Source organism: Saccharothrix sp. S26 (genome assembly GCF_021390395.1).
Classification (GTDB): domain Bacteria; phylum Actinomycetota; class Actinomycetes; order Mycobacteriales; family Pseudonocardiaceae; genus Actinosynnema.
Map to the genome: position 1 here is coordinate 106,395 of NZ_JAJUWT010000019.1, position 21,532 is coordinate 127,926.

The following is a 21,532-nucleotide window of genomic DNA, read 5'->3' on the forward strand; positions in this document are numbered from 1 at the left end:
TCGTCGGCGCCCCCCGGGCGCGGTCCGCGCGACCACGAGGGCGAGAGGGCTTCGACGCTCGTGGCGAGCTGCCACCGCGCGCCCGCGCGCGGTGGGCTGCCACCCGGTGACGGGGGTTCCCCGATCGGCGAGGTGGTCCACCCGGTCACCGGACGGAGGGGTGGCCGCGTTCTCCACCGCGTCGTGCCGGAGCGGCTAGCGCAGCCTGACCGGCAGGGTGCGGTGGCCGTTGGAGATGAACGACGGGACCGGCTCCAGCTCCTCGACCGGCACGGCGAGCGCGAGGTCGGGGAAGCGGTCGAACAACGCGGGCAGCGCCACCTCCGCCTCGATGCGGGCCAGTGGCGCACCCAGGCAGTAGTGCACGCCGTGGCCGAAGGACAGGTGCGTCTTGTCCGCGCGGGTGATGTCGAACTCCCCCGCGGTGTCGCCGTGGTGGGCCGGGTCGCGGCCCACCGCCGCGTAGCCCACGAGGATCGCCTCGCCGCGGCGGATCGTCACGCCGTCCAGCTCCAGGTCCTCCACGGCGTAGCGCAGCGGCAGGTTGGCCACCGGGGCCTGCCAGCGCAACGCCTCCTCGATCACGTCGGTCCACGTCCGCTCGCCGGAGGTGACCAGGCGCAGCTGGTCGGGGTGGGTGAGCAGCGCGGTGACGGCCTGGTCGAGGAGGTTGACCGTGGTCTCGTGGCCGGCGGCGATCATCATGATCAGGGTGTCGACCAGCTCGGCCTCGGTCAGCCTGGCGTCGTCCTCGGCGCGGGCGGCGATCAGGCCGCTGGTCAGGTCGTCACCGGGGGTGGCCCGCTTGGCGGCCACCAGGTCGTTGAGGATCTCGTAGAGCAGGACCTGGTTGGCGATCGCCTCCTCGGGCGTGGTCGTGGTGACGAACAGGCTGTCCACGATCCGGCGCAGCTCGGGGCGCGCGTCGTCGGGCACGCCCATCAACCGGCAGATGACCTCGATCGGCAGCGGGTAGGCGAACTCGGCGCGAGCGTCGACCACGTCCGGTCCGGCGGCGAGCCCGTCGACGAGGTCGGCGACGATCCGCTCCACGTCCGGCCGCATCGCCTCGGCGCGGCGGGCGGTGAACCCCTTGGAGATCAACGTGCGCAGCCTGCGGTGCTCGGCGCCGTAGGAGGTGAACATGTTGCGCGCCGCGACCCACAGGTACAGCGGCCAGTCCTCGGAGATGCCCGCGAGGCCGGGCCAGTGCCGGCGAGCGTCCTTGGAGACGCGGGGGTCGGAGAGCAGCCGGCGCACCAGGTCCAGGTCACCGACCACCCACGCGCGCACCCCTCCCGGCAGCTCGACCCGCGTCGCCGGGCCGCGGGCGCGCAGGGCCGCCGCCTCGGCCTGGATGTCCCGGCCGCTCAGGTCCAACACGTGTATCGACACGCACTCATCGTTACCGGATGATCACGTACCGTACAAGACACTGTACGGGTTGTGCAGTGACCGGATGCGCGAACGGCCGGTGCGGCCCGCCGTGCACGCCCTGCGTTCCCGGCGCATGTCACTGGTGTGGATCGCGCTGAACGAGGCGTGGGTGGCGATCGGGTGGCCGCTGCCCGAGGGGCGGTCGGTGGCCGAGGAGTTCCACGGCGGGGCGGAGTATCAGTTCGCCGTGGATGACCACCGGTGGGTCGGCGTGGCCAGGAGGTTCGACGCGGACGAGGTGGTCGGCTTCTTCCACCCGTTCGCCACCTGCCTCGACGAGCGCGACCCCGAGGACCAGGACGTCCGCGACCCTGGTGTCCGCGCGCGGCCGGCCGACGTGCTCGCCACGCGAGCCGGGTTCGACGCGCGCCACCGCGAGGCCGCGGCGCGGTTGACCGCGAGGTCGGGTGTCCCGCACCTCGTCGGCACGCACGACGACGAGTGGCACCACGCCGCCTGGCGGGTGGGCGACCGCCTGGTGGTGCCGGCGCAGGGCGGGAACTCCGACACCTGCGGCCTGGCCGACGACGCGTGCCCGTGGGTGGTCCGCCACGCGGCCGACCAGCCCGTGCCCACGGGTGACGCCCTGTACGCGTTCCTGTGCGGCGACTCCGCACCCGCCTGACGGGGGGTCAGGCGCGGTCGCCGGGCCACTCGGCGCAGGGCACGACCTCGAACCCCCGGCTGGGGAAGACGGCGTCCACGAAGAAGTCGTGCATCTCCTCGTCGCCGTCGGCGCAGCCGTCACGCAGCACGGTCACCGCGTAGCCGCGGTCGGCCGCGTCGTAGCACGTGGCGGCGACCATCGCGCTGGTCGCGACCCCGGCGACCGCGACCGAGCCGACACCGGCCGCGCGCAGCACCAGGTCGAGGTCGGTGCCGGCGAACGCGCTCGCGCGGCGCTTGACCACGACGACGTCCTCGTCGGCGACCGGCAGGGCGAGGTCCGTGCCGGCCGAGCCCTCGTGGAACGCCTCACCGGCGTCGAAGAACGACCGGTACAGCGCGTTGCCGGGCGGCAGGTCCGCCTGGTTGCGGCGGAACGCGATGCGCACGAACACGACCAGGACGCCGGCCGCACGGGCGCGGGGCAGCAACCCGGTGAGCGTCGGCACGACCCGCGCGGCGAACGGGTAGTTGCCGGTGATGCCCCGCTGGACGTCCCCGATGATCAGTGCGGTGGTCACGACAGGCTCCCGGCCCTCAGCCCCCGGCGCCCCGCGGCCAACAGGACAGCCATCCCGACGGCGGTGATCATACCGATGTGGACGCACCGCCCGGGGCGGGACGGCCCCGGGCGGTGCGGCGTGCGCGATCGGTTCAGCCGGCGAGCGCGGCGGACACGATCGGCGCCAGGCGGTCGGCGATCTTGCGGTGGCCCTGGTCGTTCGGGTGGACGTTGTCGGTGGTGTCGGTCGACTCCACGATCCAGCCCGTGGTGTCGACGAACCGCACCTTCGGGTCGTTGGCCAGGCGCACGGCCGCCTGCGTCTCGGGGATGTAGCGCTTGCGGAAGGTCTGCATCGCCAGGATGGTGGCGTCCGGGTACTTCTGCCGGGCGCGCTGGATCAGCGTGACGTAGGCGCTCTGGAACTGCGCGCCGGACACGCTGTGGCCGACGTCGTTGGTGCCCAGGTTGATCACCACGACGTTCGCGGTGTACCGGGAGAAGTTCCAGTCGGTGTTGTTCGTGATCCCGGTCTTGAGGAACCGGTCGCTCATGCCGATGCAGCCGTCGGCCGCGGAGACCAGGCACGCGCCGCCCACCGCGATCTGGGTGTGTCCCGTGCCCAGGCGCTCGCCGACCAGCCAGCCGTAGGCGGTCAACGCCTGCTTGGACGACTGCTGGCCCACGGTGATGGAGTCGCCGACGAACTCGACGGTCTTCGCCGGCACGGGCGGCGCGAACGTCGTCGCGCCGGCGTCCAACTGGATGCCCCGGTAGACCGCGTCGCCCCGGTAGGAGCCCGCGACCGGTCGGTAGGACACGCGCAGCGTGTGGTTGCCCGCCGCCAACGGGGTGGGCGTCAGGTTCACCGTGCCGCTGCGGTTGACGTAGGCGACGTCCGGTCCGCCGTCGATGCTGACGAAGAAGTCGATCGTGTTGCGCTGGCGCAGCTGCACCGTGCGCCCGGTGAACCCGACGACCAGGTAGGCGCCCGCCCACTCGGAGACGTACGCGGTCGGGTCGGCGGTGTTCCAGCGGCCGAAGTACTTGACGTTCGGGTCGGTGGGCGAGCCGTTGCCGCCGGGCGTGTCACCGCCGCCGAGCCGGACGAGCTGCCACTGCTGGTTCGTGCCGCCGTTGACGTCGTACTGGGACACGCGCGCTCCGTCGGCGGTCGAGCGCTCCCACACGTCCAAAGCCTTGCCGCTGTTGCGGTTGACGATCCGCACGTACCCGCTGTCGGTGTCCACCAGGCTGAACTGCTGGTTGGCCGCGTTCTTGTCGGTCCACTGCACGACGTCCGCGCCGTTGGCCGTGGACGAACCCGACACGTCCACCACCTTGCCGCTGTAACGCGACTTGAGCCGGTAGTAGCCGCCGCCGGAGTCGACGAACTGGAACTGCTGCGCGGCCGAGTCGACCCGCGTCGACTGCACCACCGCGCCACCGTCCGCAGTGGACTGGACCTGCATCGCCTTGCCGCTGTGCCGTGCGACGACGGCGTACGTGGCCGTGGTGTCGACGGTGGCGGCCTGGGCCTGCGGTGCGACCGGTGCGAGCGCCGCGACCGCGCCCACGGCGAGCACCAGTGCCGATCGCACGACCGCACCGCATGACGACAATGTCATGTGCGTGCCTTTCCCCTGAGTTGGCACAGCGGCAGCGCCGCCGGGTGGGAGGACTTTCTCCGGAGGAGATCGTGTCGCTGGTTTCACACCGCCGTCAATGGACGCATCTCGTATGGGACGAGGTGTCGAACATTCGATTGAGGTGACTCGCACAGCCTTTCGCCGCGCGGCCGGCACCGCTGCGGAAAGCGCTATCCAAACGACGGTACGAACGGGTCGCCTCGGTGTCAACGGTTCTTCGAAACATTTTCGCACCCGTCCTGGACGTTCGCTCGAACGGCCTAGTCGATGGGAACGTGCACAGTCATCGTTGGTCCGTTTGTCCAGTGCTACCAAGGATGTTCGATGTGTTTACATACGTGACCCGGCCGGATACTGTGCACGTTCACAGCGTCTTCGGCCGCTGGCCTCGTGTGCCGCGCCTCCTCCGGCCGCCACCGGCCGCGGTGAGGTGGCCCGCGATCGCGAGTCCACCTCGGGCCCGGACCCGCGGGGTCCATGACGGAACTGTGCGCAAAGGAGCATCAATGAGGATGGCTTCACGGATCTCGTCGGCCGCGGCGGTGGTGACCGCCTTGGCCGGTGCGGTCGTCGCGCTGCCGGTCACCGCGACCGCCGCGACGAACCGGTACGAAGCGGAGTCCGCGCCCGCGGTGTGCGGTGGCGTCGTCGCCTCGAACCACTCCGGCTACTCCGGCAGCGGTTTCTGCGACACGTCGAACGCCGTCGGCAGCGCGGTCTCGTTCACGGTGACCGCGCCGACCGAGGGCACGGCGACGCTGGGGTTCCGCTACGCCAACGGAAGCGGCGCGAACCGGCCCGGCGACCTGAGCGTCAACGGCACGGTGGCGCAGGCCGGCGTGGCGTTCGACGCCACCGGCGCGTGGACCACGTGGGCGACCAAGACCGTGACCGTGCCGCTGAACGCGGGCTCGAACACCGTGCGGCTGGCCGCGACCACCGCCGGCGGACTGGCCAACGTGGACCACCTCGAAGTGACCACGACCGACGTCGGCGACACCTCGATCATGCGCGGCGCGGACGTGTCGACGTTGCAGCGGGCCGCCGACCTGGGCACGAGGTTCTACCGGCCCGACGGCGTCCAGGCCGACCCGCTGGACATCCTCAAGAGCGCCGGCGTCAACTACGCCCGACTGCGCATCTGGAACAACCCGCGCAGCGGCTACAACAACAAGGACAAGGTCCTGCAGTACGCGCGCACGGTGAAGGCCAAGGGCCTGAAGCTGATGGTGGACTTCCACTACTCCGACACCTGGGCCGACCCGGGCAAGCAGTTCAAGCCCGCCGCGTGGGCCGACCACGGCATCACCCAGCTCCAGACCGACGTCTACAACCACACCTACGACGTGTGCACCAGCCTCAAGGCCCAGGGCACCGCGCCCGACAGCGTGCAGATCGGCAACGAGATCAACACCGGCATGCTCTGGGACGACGGCCGGGTCGTCAACGGCAACTACTACAACCTCGGGCTGCTGCTGAAGGCCGGCTACAACGCCACCAAGGCGTGCAACAGCGGCACCCAGGTCGTCATCCACACCGCGCGGGTCGAGAGCGGGGCCCGCTCGTTCTACGACGGCATCCGCGCCCAGGGCGTCCAGTGGGACGTCACCGGCCTGTCGTACTACTGCTTCTGGCACGGCGGCATGGCGAACATGGCGAACGTCGTCTCCGACATGAAGTCGCGCTACGGCAAACCGGTCGTCATCGTGGAGACCGCCTACCCATTCACCACGACCAACCACGACAGCACCGCCAACGTCGTCACGTCCTCCCAGCCGTGCTCGGGTCACCCGGCCACGCAAGCCGGGCAGCAGGCCAACTTCGCCGCCGTGCAGACCACCGCCCGCAACGCCGGCGCATCCGGCGTCTTCTACTGGGAGCCGACCTGGTACGCCGTGCCCGGCAACGGCTGGAACCCGACCGACATCGCCAACTCCGGCAACGAGTGGGACAACATGGCCGTCTTCGACCGCAACGGCCGGATCAACCCCGACATCCGCTGGCTCCCGTGACGCCGCACCCGAAAACCCCCGAAACCAAGGAGTCGATGATGACCCTGCAACGGCGTACGTTCCTCAGGATGGGCACGGCAGGAGCGGCGGGCCTCGGCCTGTCCCTGCTCGGCACGGGCCACGCCCTCGCCTCCGTCGGAACGTCGGCCACCGCACCGACCACACCGTTCGCGGTCGGCGTGCGGCGCTACGACTGGACCCGCGGCAGCCGACCGTGCACCACCTACGTCTACTACCCCGCCACCGGCGCGGCCGGCGGCAGCCCCGTCACCAACGGCACCCCGGCCAACGGCGTCTTCCCGATCTACAACTTCACCCACGGCTACGGCAGCAGCCCCCAGGGCTCCCTGTTCATCATCAGCGCCCTGGCCTCGGCCGGCTTCATCGTCCCCGCGCCGCACTTCAACCACAACTTCGCCGACGTCAACAACGGCAACACCTCCAAGGACGTCTCCCAGATCCTCACCAACACCCTCGCCCTCAACACCAGCGGGCCACTGGCCGGGCACATCAACACCTCGATCGGCGTCGGCGTCTCCGGCCACTCCCTGGGCGGCATGACCACCCACGGCCTGCTCACGTCCTGGCCGGACAGCCGCATCGTCTCCGCCAACCCCCAGTCCTGCGTGGACATGGGCAACCCGTCCTCCAGCGTCAACGCCAAGGTGCTGTTCGTCCACGGCGACAAGGACTCGACCACCTCGTACTCCTCGGCGCGGCAGGCGTACGCGGAGATGGCCTGGCCCAAGGCGTTCCTCACCTTCGTCGGCGGCAGCCACACCAGCTTCTGGAGCGACCAGCGCTTCCCGCGCACCGTCGTGGACTGGGCCCGCTGGACCATGTACGGCGACACCGCCGCCCGCGACCGCCTCCCCGCCGACGCGTCCGGTTCCAACACCCGGTGGGAGGCGCAACTGGGCAGCACCCCCGGCGGCCCGGCCGCCTACACCCTGCTCGCCCAGCACAGCGGCAAGGCCGCCGACGTCAACGAAGCCTCCACCGCCGCGGGGGCCCGGCTCGTCCAGTGGGCCGGGAACAACGGACCCAACCAGCAGTTCGAGTTCGTCGACGCGGGCGACGGGCACGTCCGCCTCAAGGCCCGGCACAGCGGGCTGTTCCTCCAGCCGACCGGCACCACCAACGGCTCCGACGTCGTGCAGCAGCCCGACAGCGGCGCCACCGGCCAGCAGTGGCGCGTGGTCGACCACGGCAGTGACGTGATCAGCCTGGTCAACCGCGAGTCCGGCCTGGCCCTGGACGTCTGGGAGTTCTCCACCGCCGACGGCGCGCGCATCGCCCTCTACACCTACAACGGCAACGCCAACCAGCGCTTCACCCGCCGCCGGGTCTGACCCGGAGGACCGATCGGGGCACCGCTCGCCACCCGCCCGAGCGGTGCCCCGACGCCTTGCCCGAGGAAGTGGCCGGTAGTCGTTCCCAGTGGACGCAGAAGGACGCCGGGGGCGAGAGCCGCCACCCGGCGTCCGGCCAAGCACGACCTATCGGGTCACGGACTGGTGCAGGACAAGGTGGACGTGGGCGGGGTGCCGCCGCCGATGAAGCCGAACGTGGTCGACGCGTTGGCTCCCAGCGAGCCGTTGTACGAGACGTTGCGCACGGACGCGGTCGGTCCGTCGACGGTGAGCGTGCCGTTCCAGACCTGGCTGATGGTCTGACCGCTGCCCAGCGACCACCGGACCGTCCACCCCGTGACGGCCGACGTGCCGGCGGTCACCGTGACCTCGCCCTGGTAGCCACCGGACCACGAGTTGACGGTGCGGTAGGTGGCGCTGCACGCCCCACCGGGCTGCGGCGTCGTGGTCGTGGTGGTGGGCGTGGTGCTCGTGGTCGACGTCGTGGTGGTCGAGGTGGGCGTCGTCGTGGTGGTCGGCGGCGTGGACGGCACCAGCGGGCAGGTGCTCTGGTAGGTCCGGATGCCGTTGGAGTCCGCCAGCGGGCACAGGAACTGCGTGTAGCGGGTGTCGCTGTCGACGAAGATCTTGAACCACGGGATGACCGTGCGCATCATCGTCGGGTTGTTCGACGTGGGGAAGCCGTGGCCCGCGCCGGTCAGCTCCAGGTACGCCTTCTCCACACCGGCCGGGATGCCGTTGTAGAGGTTCTGCACGCTGGACGGCGTCACCGTGCCGTCGTTCTGCCCGGACAGCAGCATGGTCGGCACGCGCGTGGTCGTCAGGTTCTGCGACGGGCTGAACGGCGCGAGCCCCACCGAGGTCTTCAACGAGGGCCGCTGGAGCGACGCGTACGCCGCACCGCCGCCGCCCATCGAGTGGCCCATCACGGCCGTCCGCGTGGCGTCGACCCGGTCGCGCACGGAGCTGCGCTGGGTCAGGTAGTCCAACGCCGCCAGCAACTGGGTGCCGCGGGCGGTGTCCCAGTCGTTGCGCGTGTTGGTGTCGATGCCGATGACGACGAACCCGTACGACGCCAGCCAGTGCCCCATCCACGCGCCCTCGGCGGCCCACGTGGCGGTGTAGCCGGGCACGACCGCGATCGCGCCGAACGTGCCCTGGCTGGTGTCGGTCGGGTAGTAGATCACCCCGCCGCCGAAGCCGTTGCCCGCACCGACGGAGACCTGCGCGGTGGCGAAGGTGCCCCGACCGGCCGAGACGCTGGCGGGCGTCGGGTCCGGACCCCGCTGGTACGGGTTGTCCGCGCCGGTCGCCGGACGGGTGCCGCCCACGATCGCCAACGCGCCTAACATGATCACCGCGGCGGCCGCGGCCGCGCCCCGCGGCCACCAGCGCCCCGCGCCGGCACGGCCCGTCCCGGCCGCGCCCGTCGCCGGGGAAGTGCCTTCCAGTCCTGACACTGCGCATACCTCCTGAAGAGAGAGTGCGACGGACAGGCTCGACAGTCGCCTGATCCGGTGCCAACCCCGATGACGAGCCGTGAGGTAGCGGCATCACGGTCGCGGAGGGTGTTGAGCGCCGCGGGCGGAGATCGGATCGACCGGCCGCGGCTGCGCCGGTCGTGCACCGCCGGCTCGCATCGAACCCATGTGTCACATAGTCTTGTCGGACGCCCGAGAAGTGTCAACGATCGGTCTCGATAGGTGGGGGAGCGCGACCGTGGTCAGCCCGTTCAACGTCGAAGAGATCTTCCCCGACGTCGACGCCGGTCCCGTGCGGCTGCCACGCCGGCAGACCGGCAGCTCGCCCCAGGGCCTGGCGGTGACGCTGATCGCCGACTACACCGTCCACGCCCGCGCGTGGTTGCCGACCGCGGCGATCGTGGCCCTGCTCGGCGAGTTCGGCGTGACCGCAGGCGCGGCGCGGACCGCCGTCAGCCGACTGGCCCGCCGGGGCGTGCTGGAGGGCAGCCGTCACGGCCGGCACAGCTCCTACCGGCTGACCGGACCGGCCGCCGCGAACCTGTCCCGCGGCGGCACGTCCATCGCGTCGTTCGCCGCCGCACCGGACTCCTGGGACGGCGAGTGGACGGTCATCGCCTTCACCATGCCCACGCAGGAGGAGACCCGGCGCACCGCGCTGCGCGCCCAACTGCGCTGGCTGGGCTACGCACCGCTCTACGACGGCATCTGGGTGTCCCCGCACCCGCCGGCACCGGCCGACCACGCCGAGCTCGTCGCGCTCACGCCCGGCGTCACGACCGCGTTCCGCGCGAAGCAACTGCCGTTCACGTCGAACGCCACCCGCGACCCCATCCACGCCTGGGACCTCCCCGCCATCGCCGAGCGGTACGAGGAGTTCATCCGGCGCTGGACCCCGCTGACACCGCGCGTCCACGCGGGCGACATCACCGGCGCCGACGCCGTCCGGGCCCGCACCGAGGTGATGGACACCTACCGCCGCTTCCCGGCCCTCGACCCCCGGCTCCCGACCCGGCTCCTGCCACCCGACTGGCCCCGCGCCCGCGCCCGGGAGGTGTTCCTCGCCGTGTACGACGGGTTGGCCGAACCCGCCCAGGACCACGTGCGGGCCGCCGCCGCACGGATCACCGGCGAACCGCGCCCCGACATCCGCGCGCACACCATCGCCGAGATGGCCACCGGCATCGGCCTCGCCGCACCCGCGGTCACCGGGTCATCCCACGGCTCACCGCACCCCGCATTAGGGTGAGGCCATGGCGTCGGTCAAACAGTTCCAGGTCACCTTCGACTGCGCGGACCCCGAGCGGGTCGGCCGCTTCTGGTGCGACGTGCTCGGCTACGTCGTGCCGCCCGCGCCGAACGGCTTCGCCACCTGGGACGACTTCAACAACTCGCTGCCGCCCGAGAAGCGGGGCGCCGCGTTCGCCTGCGTCGACCCCACGGGCGTGGGCCCGAGGCTGTACTTCCAGCGCGTCCCCGAGGGGAAGGTCGTCAAGAACCGGGTGCACCTCGACGTCCGGGTCGGCACCGGGCTCGTCGGCGAGGAGCGCGTCGCCGCCCTGGAAGCCGAGTGCGCCCGGCTGATCCCGCTCGGCGCGACACGGGTGGAACTGCTGCTCGCCGACGGGGACAACGAGTCGTGCCTGGTCATGCAGGACGTCGAGGGCAACGAGTTCTGCCTCGACTGACGCGCCACCACCGCGTCCACCACCACGGCGTCCGCGGGCTCGGGACGAATTCCCCGCCCCGGTGTATCCAGCGCCGCGCCGCCCCCTCTTCTCCTGTGTCGGGGGTTTCCGGTTGGGGAGCCGGACCCCGCGCAGGGGGGATAGCGCGCCACCCGCCCCTCCGGGGGCGGGTGGGCCGCGCGCAGCAGATTGCCGGGGGGCAATTCTCATGACCGAACTCATCAGCACGCCCTTGTCCGTCGCCGACGGGCCCACCTTCGGCCTCACCAGGTTCCTGGACCCGTTGCGCGTGCCGCCGGTGATCCGGCCGCACTCGTGGTGGCACCAGGACGCGCTCACCGTGACCATGGTCCGCACGTCCGTGCGCCTGCACTCGCAACTGCCGCCCACCGCCGTGTGGACCTACGACGGCCACTTCCCGGGCCCCACCATCGAGGTGCGCAGCGGACGCCGGCTGCGCGTGTCCTGGACCAACGAGATCGAGGGGAAGATCCCGCTGATCGCGGTGCGGGCGCCGCTCGCGTCCACGCCCCAGAACAGCCCCGGCTTCCGCGCGCCGGACGGCACGCTGCCCGAGGGCGTCGAGCTGGTCGACGGGGTGTCCGACCTGCCGTCGTGGACGGTGGTGCACCTGCACGGCGCGCTCACCGGCGCCGGCAACGACGGGTGGGCGCACAACGCGGTGCTCAAAGAGGCTTCGCAGCTCGCCGAGTACCCGAACCGGCAGCGGGCCACCACGCTCTGGTACCACGACCACGCCATGGCGATCACCCGCTTCACCGTCCACGCGGGCCTGGTCGGCGCGTACCTGGTCCGCGACGAGGAGGAAGCCGCGCTCGACCTGCCCTCGGGCGAGCACGAGGTGCCGCTGGTGATCACCGACCGCAACCTCGACACCGACGCCACGGGCGCGCTCACCGGGCAGCTGCTCTACAAGGTGCCCTACCTGACCACACCGTCGGGCCAGGTGCTGCACCTGCCGTTCAGCGGGCCGTTCACGCTGGTCAACGGGGTGATCTGGCCGCACCTGGACGTCGAGGCGCGCTGGTACCGGTTCCGCCTGGTCAACGCCTCGAACGCGCGCACCTACCAGCTGCGCCTGGTCGACGACGAGACCGGCGAACCGCTGGACGACGCCGTGCGCCAGATCGGCACGGACGGCGGCCTGCTGCCCGCGCCCGCCCCGCTGCCCTCGGGCGGGTTGGTGCTCGCCCCGGCCGAGCGGGCCGACCTGCTGGTCGACTTCTCCCGGCTGCGCGGCAGGCGGGTGCGGCTGACCAACGCGCACCCGACGGCCGCGCCGGAGCCGTCGGTCATGCAGTTCCGGGTCGAGGACCGCGACCGGCACGACCGGTTCCGGTTGCCGGCGAAGCTGTCGGAGTCCTACGTGCGGCTGCACCACGGCACCACGGTCCCCGACGACCACGACCACGTCCACATCGGACTGGTGCCGCCCGGCACCGCGGGCGAGGGCCACCCGCAGCTGTGGGAGCTGCACGAGATCACCGACCCCGACCGGATCCCCGCGGAACTGCCCGCCGCCGGGATCATCCAGCTCACCGACCCGAACAGCGGGCTGGTGCGCACGTTCGAACGGGTCGCGAGCCTGTTCGACGACACCACGAGCGTGTTCGTCGACCACGGCCGCTGGGCGGTGTGGAACTTCATCCACCTGGGCGGTCCAGCACACCCGATGCACGTCCACATGGCGCAGTTCCAGGCCCTGGCCCGCAACCAGTACCCGCGGGACGCGGCCACCGGCAACGTCACGGGCTTCGACGTGGCGATCGGCGGCACCACCGCGCCGCTGCCCGTGCCGGGCCCGGGCAGGCCGCTGGACCAGCGCGACGAGGGCTGGAAGGACACCTACCTGGTGGGCCCCGGCGAGTGGCTGACCATCGCGGGCCACTTCGCCGGCGCGACGGGCGAGTTCATGTACCACTGCCACATCCTCGACCACGAGGACGAGGGCATGATGCGGCCCTTCGTGGTGATGCCGGCCGAGGCGGCGCGCTTCCACGTCCACCGCTTCGGCGGCGGCCACCACCACGGCGAAGCGGCGAACGACACCCGCAGCCACGAGGGCGACGCTCGGTAAGAGCCGCTCTCCCACCGGACCGCCTCGGGATCGCATTCGATTCCGAGGCGGTCATCTTTGGTCTGTACTAAAGTCATCGAGATGGCAGAAGATCGAGCCGGTGCGACAGGCGGGGTCGCCATCGAGCGGACGCCGACGCCGATCGACCGGTCGTCGGGCGCGAAGAGCAGGGACCTGCCGGACGCGCACGGCGTGGACATCAACGTGATGGCCGACCTCCCCCACGACCGCGCGGTGTACCGCCTGCTCCCGGAGCACCTCCGCGGACCGGGGCCACTACCGGGCCTTGACCGTCGGCGGCGAGCTGACCCGGGTCATCCGCCGGCAGCTGTCCGGTTCGCCGGACGACTACCCGGACGGTGTCGAGGCCGAGTGGGTCGGCGACCCGTCGTGGCGCGCGGTGGAGTTCTCGCCCGGCGCGGACGAGGCCCCGATCGTCGGCCGCCGGATCGCGGAGGGTTCCGGGCCGACTTCGAGTCGGCCGGTCGCCTGCAACCGCAGCGCGTCGACGCGTCGAGAGCGACGAGTGGTCGCTGTTCCTGGTGGAGGTCGTCGACTGCCTGGACGCGGAGGCGTCGTCGGAGCCGGAGTGGAACGGCGTGCAGGGAGTCCGCGATCCGCGCCGACGCGGTGCCGACCCGCTTCCCGGCGTTCCGGGCGCCACAGTCCACGAAGGCCCACTGGAACGGCTGGTTGGTCGACCGGTTGCTGGACCTGGTCGGCCCCGGGCTGGAGCCCCACCCGGACCCGTGGGGCTTCTGACGATCCGCCGCGTCACGGACCGCGACGGGCCGCACCGGCCAGGTGCCGGTGCGGCCCCGTGCTCAGCCCGTCACGTCGCCTCGACGAGCTCGACGTACCCGTCCGTGCCGTTCACCCGGATCCGCTGACCGTCCCGGATCAGCCGCGTGGCGCCTTCCACCCCGACGACGGCGGGCAGGCCGTACTCGCGCGCGACCACCGCGCCGTGGGTCATCAGGCCGCCGACCTCGGTGACCAGGCCCGCGATGGCCACGAACAGGGGCGACCAGCTGGGATCGGTGTGCGCGGTGACCAGGATGTCGCCCGGTTCGACGTCGGCGGTCGCCATGTCGAGGATGACCCTGGCCCGGCCTTCGACGGTGCCCGCGGACACCGGCAGGCCGACCAGCGCGCCGGGCGGCAGGTCGTCGCGCCGGTACGCCCCGGTGAGGGCCTCGCCGTCCGAGGTGAGCACCCGCGGTGGCGTGAGCGCCTGGTAGGACCTGAACGCGTCCTTGCGCCGGCGGATGAGCCCTTCGTCGGCCCGCCCGGTCCGCACGACCTCCCGGAGCTCCTCGAACCTCAGGAAGTAGACGTCCTCCCGCTCACCCAGCACGCCGGCCCGCACGAGGCGCTCCGCCTCCTCCAGCAACGCCCGCTTGTAGAGGAAGTAGCGGCTGACCATGCCGTACTTCGGGTACTCGCGGTACCCGCTGAACGTGCGGACGAGGTCGATCTTCCGCTTGGTCTCCTCGGCCTTGCGCTCGCCGTCGGGCAGGGCGCGCAGGCGCTCCAGCACGTCCTGCTCCTTCTTCCACGCCTCCTGCCGCCCCTGCTCGAACCGGCGCGCACCGGCCCCCGGCTCGAGGTTCCTGATGTTGGACAGCAGCAGGGGCAGGAGCATGGTCGGCCGTTCGCTCCACCGCGGCCTGGTGATGTCGATCTCGCCGACGCAGCGCATGCCGTACTTGTCGAGGTAGCCGACGATCGCGTCACGCGCCTCGCGGCCGCCGTCGAGGCCGTCGAGCCGGTCGAGGAAGTCGTCGTCCTCGACGTCGCGCAGGAAGGCGACGACCTGCGGGTGCGGCCGGATCACGTCGGCCACGTCGAGCAGCGCCAACCCCATCTCCGAGGTCACGTTGTGGGGCACGGACTGCGAGAGCGCGTCCGCCGCGTTCTTCTCCCCCAGCCACTCCAGCAGCCGCTCGTTGAGCCACCACGCCGCCTGCATCCCGGCCATGATCACGTCGTGGCTGCGCGGGTCGAACAGGATCCGCTTCAGCTCCGGCAGGTCGGCCAGGATGAAGTCGAGCAGCCGCGTCCCGGACTTGCCGCGGATGTCGCGCGCGAGCGCGGCGATCGACTCCTCACCGCGCTGGATCAACTCCGTGACCAGCGCCGGGTCGGCCTCGATCCCGACCGGCTCCGCGCCGGGCACCGCCTGGACGGGGCTGTCCTGCGGCAGCGCCGGCACGAAGCCGTCGCGGTCGAGGAGGGTGCGCAGCGCGTCACCCATGAGCGGGTCGGACTTCCCGGCCACGCCGAGGAAGGCGGCACGGCCCGCCGGCGAGCCCAGCAACCGGGTGACGTCGACGAACAGCCGCCCGCCCGCCTCGGCCATGGGTCGAGGGGTCGTCATCTGCCACAGCGACAGGCCCAGCGGCTTCATCGCGTCGGTCATCATCTGCTGGTGGCCGACGGAGACGTAGACGTGGTTGTCCCGGTCGGCGGCCTCCGGGATCGGGAACAAGGTGGTGATCGGCCTGCTCTGGACGATCCGGAACCCGTCGTCGACCAGGCACCACTCGATGTCCTGGGGACGACCGAAGTGCGCTTCGATCCGCCGGCCGAGCCGCACCAGCCGCACGGCCTGCTCGTCGGTCAACGCGGGCCGCTCCCGGCGCGCGGGCTCGACCGCCTGCTCCCGCGTCCCGCCGTCCGGTGCGGCGACGAGCGCGACCTCCTTGGTGGCGACCGCCTTGGCGACGACCTCGTCGTCCCGCACCGTATAGGAGTCGGCGTTGACCAGGCCGGAGACCAGGGCTTCGCCGAGGCCGAAGCACGCCTCCACGGTCGCGACCTTCCGGTTGGACGTGACCGGGTCGGCCGTGAACAGCACCCCGGACGCCTCCGGGAACACCATCCGCTGCACGACCACGGCCATGTGAACCTCGCGGTGGTCGAAGCCGTTGCGCAGCCGGTAGGTCACCGCCCGCTCGGTGAACAGCGACGCCCAGCACCGGCTGACGTGCCGGAGCACCTCCGCCGGCCCCACGACGTTGAGGTAGGTGTCCTGCTGGCCCGCGAAGGAGGCCCCGGGCAGGTCCTCCGCCGTCGCGCTCGACCGGACCGCGCAGGGCGCGTCCTCGCCGAGCCGGGCGAGCGCGCCGGTGACCGCCGCCGCCACGTCGTCGGGGACGGCGACCCCTTCGAGGGCCTGTCGGACCTGCGCGCTGCCCGCGCGGATCGCCTCCCGGTCGTCCGGGTCGAGCCGCGACAGCCGGTCCAGCAGGCCGTCGATCGACGGCGCGTCCTCGACGATCCGCCGGAACGCCTCCGTCGTGACGCAGAAGCCGGCCGGCACCTGGACGCCCTCGATGCGCGAGAGCTCACCCAGGTGCGCGCCCTTGCCACCGACGACCGCGACCTGCGTCTGGTCGATCTCCTCGAGACCGAGCACGTGGTTGCCCATTCTTCGCCTTCCCCCGTCCGTTCACCACGACCCGTTTGCGCAGGTCGTGGCATAGGCCGGAGATTCTGCGGCATCACCGGGGCCTTGCCGCAAGACCCACCGTGCGCTATATGTTGAACATGGCGGGAGAAGATCGCCCGTCCAAACGCGCCCTCTTCCCGCCGTCGATCGCCGCGCGGTGACGTTCCCCCAGGTGGACAGCAGCGCTCCCCCGCTCGGGCCGGGTCCGGCCCCCTCTCGCGTACGACGACCCCCGGTCGCGCCTCGGCCGCCGTGGACACCGTCGTGACCGATCACACCTCCGATCGCCCGTTCAGCGGTAGGCGTCGGTTCCGCCATGACGAGCGGTCCCAGGTGGACGGTCGGTGATCGGCAGAGCCGATCACCTCGGCCGAACTTTCGGTGCGGCACGCTGATCAGGGCCGTTCGGGTCGGGGCGCGGCGGTAACTTGACGATCATGGAGTTCGCCGTCCACATCACGACTCACCCGTTCGCGCACCGTCCGCAGGCCGTGCCGCTGGACCACGCGCCGGCCGCCGTGGACCCGGAGGCGCTGTGCTGGTGGTGCGGGCTGGAGGTAGACCCGCGGTGGCCCGCCGACCACCCGGCCGCGCCCCTGGTCGCCGCGACGCCGGCCCGGCCCGCCGTCCCGGGCGCGTGGCCCGAGCACCGGTTCTGCGCCGATTCGGTCAACCGCCCGTTCGACTCGGCGGACCCGCGCGCGTCGGCCCCGGTGCGGCGCGCCCGCCTGGCGTTCGCCGTGCGGCTCGCGTCGGCCGACGGACGTGCGCGGGCCCGCGCGTGGCGGCGGTTCGAGCGGGGTGGTGATCCCCACCGCACGAGGGTCGCGCACCTGCGGTCGTTGCTGCGCCTCGGTGTGCGGCCGCGTGCGGACGAGGTGGTGGCCGTGCTGCTCGGGCCGCTGAACCGTCGGCTGTACGCGGCACGGATGCGCAGGTGGGCGGTGGTGGCGGGGTCGGTCCTCGCGGTGAGTCGACCTCCACAGGTGTGAAATCCACGCGGGATGGGCAACCAGGGTCCGGTAACGATCACGCCGCGTCGCAGCAGGAGACGACGCGGCACGAGGACAAGGAAGCACCGTGGGCATCCTGGGTTGGATCGTTCTGGGTCTCATCGCCGGCGCCATCGCCAAGGCCGTCATGCCCGGCAAGGACCCCGGCGGCATCGTCATCACCATGCTGCTCGGCATCGTGGGCGCCATCATCGGCGGCTTCATCGGCCGCGCCATCTTCGGCTCCGACATCGGCAGCTTCTTCGACCTGAGCACCTGGCTGCTGGCCATCCTCGGCTCGGTCGTCGTGCTGGCCGTCTACCACCTCGTCACCAGCCGGGGCCACCGCGCCCACGGCTGACGTCGCACCACCACAGCGCACGGGCCCGCCGGCTGTTCGCCGGCGGGCCCGACGCTTGCCGTCACCGGACTCACCCGGACGCGACGACCGAGAAGGTGAAGTCCTCACGCGCCTTGGCGTCGACGGCCAGGGGCAGGCGGATGCGCCCGGAGGCGACCATCCCGCGCACGGCGGCCCGGCTCAGGCCGAACCCGGCCATGAGCAGCTTCTCGACCCGGACCGGCGCGGGCAACTCGAACCTGACGATGACCTCGAGCCCTGGCCGGTCCTCCTCCGGCCGGTAGAACGGCGAATCGGTCTCCAGCTCCCACGTACCGCTCCAGTCGAGCCGGTAGGCGGACTTGGCGGCCAGTGCGGTGTCCATGGCCAAGAGCCGGACGATCGCCGGGTCGTTGTCCTCGAACATCACCAGCCGCTCGCGGTCGAGCGCCTGCACGTGGACCCGTTCGTGCACGGGGATCTTCGCCGTGCGGCCGCACCGCGCGCACCCGATCAGCAGCCACACGTCGAGGAGCTTGCCGCTCGCGTTCTCCCGGACCTTGCCGGTGGGGTGGTGGCGCGTGGACCGGCACGCCACGCACGGCGTGACGATGGCGGGCAGGCCCAGTTCCTTGACCACCCACAGGGCTTTCCGGTCGAGGCCGGACACGTCGGTGTGGTGGACGTCGTTCGTGGTGATGGGGAACTCCAGGGTTCGTGCAGGACGGCACGGCGCGATCGGGCGCGCGGCATCGCCTCTCGGATCCAGTGACGTGCGGCCGACGTCCCGAGGACGGGTCACGGCGGCGCGCGGGCACGACGTGGCACACCACGTCGGGTGAGCGGAACCCGCGCCGGTCAGGCGTTGCGGGCTCCGAGCGGCACGGTGGTGGGAGGCGCGGAGCGGCTCGGCCCCGCCGGCGCTCCCCCACGTGCGTCACTGATCACTTCTGCATGTTCGCCATGATGGCGACCCCTCGGCGCACCGGCAACGGATTATCCGAGCCGTACGAAATGTTTGCGCTAACAACGCCACGCCGCCAATGGCCCGACCCGGTTGCCGCGAACGGAGCAATCACGGGCTTTTAGCAACCTTTAGCAAGCGAGTTTGCGAAAACCGCCAGTGCCCTCACCGTCTTGTGAGCGTGAACAATCGGTGGTTCACTTCGAGCACCGCCTGGATGTCCCGTTCTCTCACCACCACCCGCCGCCGAACGCGACGGGTGCACTCCAGAAGGTGTCACACATGAAGCTGACAGCGAGGTCAGTGTCACGAGCCGCGCTCGTGACAGCCTTGGTGGCCGCCACCGGCAGTGCCGTGGTCCTCACCGCGACGACGGCCTCGGCCGCGAGCACGCTCGGCGCGTCGGCGGCGCAGAGCGGCCGGTACTTCGGCACCGCGGTCGCCGGCGGCAGGCTCGGCGACTCGACGTACGTGGGAATCCTCAACCGTGAGTTCAACATGGTCACGGCCGAGAACGAGATGAAGATCGACGCGACCGAGCCGCAGCAGGGCAGGTTCACCTACACCAACGCCGACCGGATCGTGAACCACGCCCGCGGCCAGGGCATGCGGGTCCGCGGGCACACGTTGGCGTGGCACTCCCAGCAGCCGGCTTGGATGCAGAGCATGAGCGGTTCGGCGTTGCGGCAGGCGATGCTGAACCACGTCACGCAGGTCGCCACCTACTACCGCGGCAAGATCTACGCCTGGGACGTGGTGAACGAGGCGTTCGCCGACGGTTCCACCGGTGCGCGTCGCGACTCGAACCTCCAGCGCACCGGCAACGACTGGATCGAGGCGGCCTTCCGGGCGGCGCGTGCGGCCGACCCGGGTGCGAAGCTCTGCTACAACGACTACAACACCGACGACTGGACCCACGCCAAGACCCAGGCCGTCTACCGCATGGTCCAGGACTTCAAGCAACGCGGCGTGCCCATCGACTGCGTCGGCCTGCAGTCCCACTTCAACAGCCAGAGCCCCGTGCCCTCCAACTACCAGACGACCCTGCAGAACTTCGCCAACCTCGGCGTCGACGTGCAGATCACCGAACTGGACATCGAAGGCTCCGGCACCGCCCAAGCCCAGAACTACGAGCGCGTCGTCAAGGCGTGCCTGGCCGTCACGCGCTGCACCGGCATCACCGTGTGGGGCATCCGCGACAGCGACTCGTGGCGCTCCTACGGCACGCCGCTGCTGTTCGACAACAACGGCAACAAGAAGGCCGCCTACACCTCGGTGCTGAACGCCCTGAACGCGGCCCCGACCACGTCCACCACGACGACTACCACCACTACCAGCAGCACGACGACGACCACGAGCACCACCACGACCACGACGAGCACGACGACGACCACGTCGACCACGCAGGGGCCGGCCGGCTGCTCCGCCTCCGTGTCCGCGCTCGACCAGTGGAGCTCGGGCTTCGTGGCCACGATCAAGGTCACGGCGGGCTCGGCCGCGGTCAACGGCTGGTCCGCGTCGCTGGCGCTGCCGCCGGGCGTGACGATCGTCAACTCCTGGAACTCCGAGCGCAGCGGCAGCACCGGCACGGTGACGTTCGGCAACGTCGCCTACAACGGCGGCCTCCCGGCCGGCGGTTCCACCGAGTTCGGCTTCCAGGCCAACGGGACCGCGGGGGCGCTCTCCCTCACCTGCACCTCGCGCTGAGCACCGCGACACCGGCGGTCGGACCCCGTCCGACCGCCGGTGTCGCGCGTCCGCCGAACCGCCCACCGCCGACCGGAGCCAGGACGCCGCCCATGAAGCCCGCGCACACCATCGCCCGGATAGCGGAACTGGCCGGGGTCTCCACGGCCACGGTGTCGAAGGTCTTCAACGGCCGCAGCGACGTCGCGGCCGACACCCGCGCCGCGGTCGAGGAGATCATGCTGGCCCACGGCTACCGGCCGCGGACCCGGTTCGTCACCGCGCCGCTGCTGGAGCTGGTCCTGCACGAACTGGCCGGCCCGTACGCGATGGAGGTCATCCGGGGCGCACGGCGCGCCGCCGACGCCCACCGCATGGCCGTGGTCGTGTCCGAACTCGCGGGCGGGCACGCGTTCGACGGCAAGTGGGTCGAGAACGCCCTGCTGCACCGGTCCCGGTGCGTCGTGGCGGTGCTGTGCGGTCCGACCGACGAGCAACGCGCCCGCCTGGCGGGCCGGGCCATCCCCGTCGTGCAGGTGGACCCGCTCACCGAGCCCGGCCCCGAGATCCCGACCGTGCGCGCGGCCAACCACGAGGGCGGCCTGGCCGCGACCCGGCACCTGCTGGAGCTGGGGCACCGGCGGATCGCGGCGATCACCGGCCCGGGTGGTGCGCTGTCCGGGCGGGCGCGCCTGGACGGTTACCGCGCGGCGCTGCTGGCCGCGGGCATCGCGCCGGACCCGGCCCTGATCCGCGAAGGCGACTACCAGGTCGAGGAGGGCCGCAGGCACACCCACCGCCTGCTGCGCCTGCCCGACCCGCCGACCGCCGTCTTCGCCGGCAACGACGCCCAAGCCCTGGGCGTGTACCAGGCCGCCTACGACCTGGGGCTGCGCGTGCCCGACGACCTCAGCGTGGTCGGCTTCGACGACCTGCCGCCGGCCGTGTGGGTCACCCCGGGCCTGACCACGGTCCGCCAACCCCTGGCCGACATGGCCGCCGAGGCGACCCTGATGGCGATCGGGATCGCCCGCCTCGAACCACCGCCGCACCACCGGCTCGTCCTGCCCACCTCGCTGGTCCACCGCGCGAGCACGTCGCACCCGCCCGCCCGCCACTGGCACGACGGCACACGCGCCGCCCGACCGGCTGACCCGCCGATCCCGGCACACCCCTCGAAGGAGAAGTGA

Annotated in this window: 17 protein-coding genes; 11 read left to right on the top strand and 6 right to left on the bottom strand. The window is 71.7% G+C overall.

Annotation, left to right across the window (positions count from 1 at the left end):
* Positions 1-195 precede the first annotated feature (195 nt).
* Positions 196-1,395: a cytochrome P450 gene (locus LZG04_RS28385; RefSeq protein WP_233822491.1), complete on the bottom strand. Its 1,200-nt coding sequence runs from the start codon at positions 1,393-1,395 to the stop codon at positions 196-198.
* 64 nt (positions 1,396-1,459) lie between these two features.
* Here LZG04_RS28385 and LZG04_RS28390 point away from each other — a divergent pair, with 64 nt between their 5' ends.
* The gene (locus tag LZG04_RS28390; protein ID WP_233822493.1) at positions 1,460-2,062 is read left to right on the top strand and encodes a hypothetical protein; all 603 of its coding nucleotides are present in this window, start codon (positions 1,460-1,462) and stop codon (positions 2,060-2,062) included.
* Between the two features lie 7 nt (positions 2,063-2,069).
* On the opposite strand, the gene LZG04_RS28395 is transcribed toward LZG04_RS28390, so the two are convergent.
* A complete protein-coding gene (locus tag LZG04_RS28395; protein WP_233822495.1) occupies positions 2,070-2,624 on the bottom strand; it encodes a cysteine hydrolase family protein in 555 nt (184 codons plus the stop codon).
* A 133-nt stretch (positions 2,625-2,757) separates the two neighbouring features.
* On the bottom strand, positions 2,758-4,206 hold the full coding sequence (locus LZG04_RS28400) for an RICIN domain-containing protein (protein WP_233822497.1): 1,449 nt from the start codon (positions 4,204-4,206) through the stop codon (positions 2,758-2,760).
* Between the two features lie 554 nt (positions 4,207-4,760).
* On the opposite strand from LZG04_RS28400, the gene LZG04_RS28405 reads away from it, so the two are divergent.
* Entirely contained in the window at positions 4,761-6,266 is a 1,506-nt protein-coding gene (locus tag LZG04_RS28405; protein WP_233822500.1) for a glycosyl hydrolase 53 family protein, read from the top strand.
* 68 nt (positions 6,267-6,334) lie between these two features.
* Positions 6,335-7,618, top strand: coding sequence for an RICIN domain-containing protein (locus tag LZG04_RS28410; protein ID WP_233822502.1), 1,284 nt, complete (start codon positions 6,335-6,337; stop codon positions 7,616-7,618).
* A 155-nt stretch (positions 7,619-7,773) separates the two neighbouring features.
* Here the strand turns inward: LZG04_RS28410 and LZG04_RS28415 are convergent, their stop codons facing one another.
* A complete protein-coding gene (locus LZG04_RS28415) occupies positions 7,774-9,099 on the bottom strand; it encodes a cellulose binding domain-containing protein (protein WP_233822505.1) in 1,326 nt (441 codons plus the stop codon).
* A 259-nt stretch (positions 9,100-9,358) separates the two neighbouring features.
* Between LZG04_RS28415 and LZG04_RS28420 the strand changes: the two genes are divergently transcribed.
* The 4 genes from LZG04_RS28420 to LZG04_RS42020 all read left to right on the top strand — a co-directional run bounded on the left by LZG04_RS28420 (position 9,359) and on the right by LZG04_RS42020 (position 13,668).
* A complete protein-coding gene (locus LZG04_RS28420) occupies positions 9,359-10,369 on the top strand; it encodes a PaaX family transcriptional regulator C-terminal domain-containing protein (protein WP_233822507.1) in 1,011 nt (336 codons plus the stop codon).
* A 4-nt stretch (positions 10,370-10,373) separates the two neighbouring features.
* Positions 10,374-10,808, top strand: a complete 435-nt coding sequence (locus LZG04_RS28425; RefSeq protein WP_233822509.1) for a VOC family protein — start codon at positions 10,374-10,376, stop codon at positions 10,806-10,808.
* Positions 10,809-11,016: 208 nt separating this feature from the next.
* Positions 11,017-12,906: a multicopper oxidase family protein gene (locus LZG04_RS28430; protein ID WP_233822511.1), complete on the top strand. Its 1,890-nt coding sequence runs from the start codon at positions 11,017-11,019 to the stop codon at positions 12,904-12,906.
* Between the two features lie 630 nt (positions 12,907-13,536).
* Entirely contained in the window at positions 13,537-13,668 is a 132-nt protein-coding gene (locus LZG04_RS42020) for a hypothetical protein (protein ID WP_267938174.1), read from the top strand.
* 70 nt (positions 13,669-13,738) lie between these two features.
* On the opposite strand, the gene rph is transcribed toward LZG04_RS42020, so the two are convergent.
* A complete protein-coding gene (gene rph, locus LZG04_RS28435) occupies positions 13,739-16,339 on the bottom strand; it encodes a rifamycin-inactivating phosphotransferase (RefSeq protein ID WP_233822513.1) in 2,601 nt (866 codons plus the stop codon).
* Positions 16,340-16,797: 458 nt separating this feature from the next.
* Here rph and LZG04_RS28440 point away from each other — a divergent pair, with 458 nt between their 5' ends.
* Positions 16,798-17,352 carry a hypothetical protein gene (locus tag LZG04_RS28440; protein WP_233822515.1) on the top strand — a complete coding sequence of 185 codons (555 nt, stop codon included), beginning with the start codon at positions 16,798-16,800 and terminating at the stop codon, positions 17,350-17,352.
* An 88-nt stretch (positions 17,353-17,440) separates the two neighbouring features.
* Positions 17,441-17,713: a GlsB/YeaQ/YmgE family stress response membrane protein gene (locus LZG04_RS28445; protein WP_141976457.1), complete on the top strand. Its 273-nt coding sequence runs from the start codon at positions 17,441-17,443 to the stop codon at positions 17,711-17,713.
* Between the two features lie 70 nt (positions 17,714-17,783).
* Here the strand turns inward: LZG04_RS28445 and LZG04_RS28450 are convergent, their stop codons facing one another.
* On the bottom strand, positions 17,784-18,362 hold the full coding sequence (locus LZG04_RS28450; RefSeq protein WP_233822517.1) for a DUF1062 domain-containing protein: 579 nt from the start codon (positions 18,360-18,362) through the stop codon (positions 17,784-17,786).
* 576 nt (positions 18,363-18,938) lie between these two features.
* Here LZG04_RS28450 and LZG04_RS28455 point away from each other — a divergent pair.
* Positions 18,939-20,363: an endo-1,4-beta-xylanase gene (locus LZG04_RS28455; RefSeq protein ID WP_233822521.1), complete on the top strand. Its 1,425-nt coding sequence runs from the start codon at positions 18,939-18,941 to the stop codon at positions 20,361-20,363.
* Between the two features lie 92 nt (positions 20,364-20,455).
* Positions 20,456-21,532 carry a LacI family DNA-binding transcriptional regulator gene (locus LZG04_RS28460; protein ID WP_233822523.1) on the top strand — a complete coding sequence of 359 codons (1,077 nt, stop codon included), beginning with the start codon at positions 20,456-20,458 and terminating at the stop codon, positions 21,530-21,532.

What these genes read in the sequence shown, in the direction of transcription:
- LZG04_RS28390 (WP_233822493.1), top strand. Translation starts at nt 1,460, where the DNA reads ATGCGCGAACGGCCGGTGCGGCCCGCCGTGCACGCCCTGCGTTCCCGG.
- LZG04_RS28405 (WP_233822500.1), top strand. Translation starts at nt 4,761, where the DNA reads ATGAGGATGGCTTCACGGATCTCGTCGGCCGCGGCGGTGGTGACCGCC.
- LZG04_RS28410 (WP_233822502.1), top strand. Translation starts at nt 6,335, where the DNA reads ATGGGCACGGCAGGAGCGGCGGGCCTCGGCCTGTCCCTGCTCGGCACG.
- LZG04_RS28425 (WP_233822509.1), top strand. Translation starts at nt 10,374, where the DNA reads ATGGCGTCGGTCAAACAGTTCCAGGTCACCTTCGACTGCGCGGACCCC.
- LZG04_RS28430 (WP_233822511.1), top strand. Translation starts at nt 11,017, where the DNA reads ATGACCGAACTCATCAGCACGCCCTTGTCCGTCGCCGACGGGCCCACC.
- rph (WP_233822513.1), bottom strand. Translation starts at nt 16,339, where the DNA reads ATGGGCAACCACGTGCTCGGTCTCGAGGAGATCGACCAGACGCAGGTC.
- LZG04_RS28440 (WP_233822515.1), top strand. Translation starts at nt 16,798, where the DNA reads ATGGAGTTCGCCGTCCACATCACGACTCACCCGTTCGCGCACCGTCCG.
- LZG04_RS28455 (WP_233822521.1), top strand. Translation starts at nt 18,939, where the DNA reads ATGAAGCTGACAGCGAGGTCAGTGTCACGAGCCGCGCTCGTGACAGCC.
- LZG04_RS28460 (WP_233822523.1), top strand. Translation starts at nt 20,456, where the DNA reads ATGAAGCCCGCGCACACCATCGCCCGGATAGCGGAACTGGCCGGGGTC.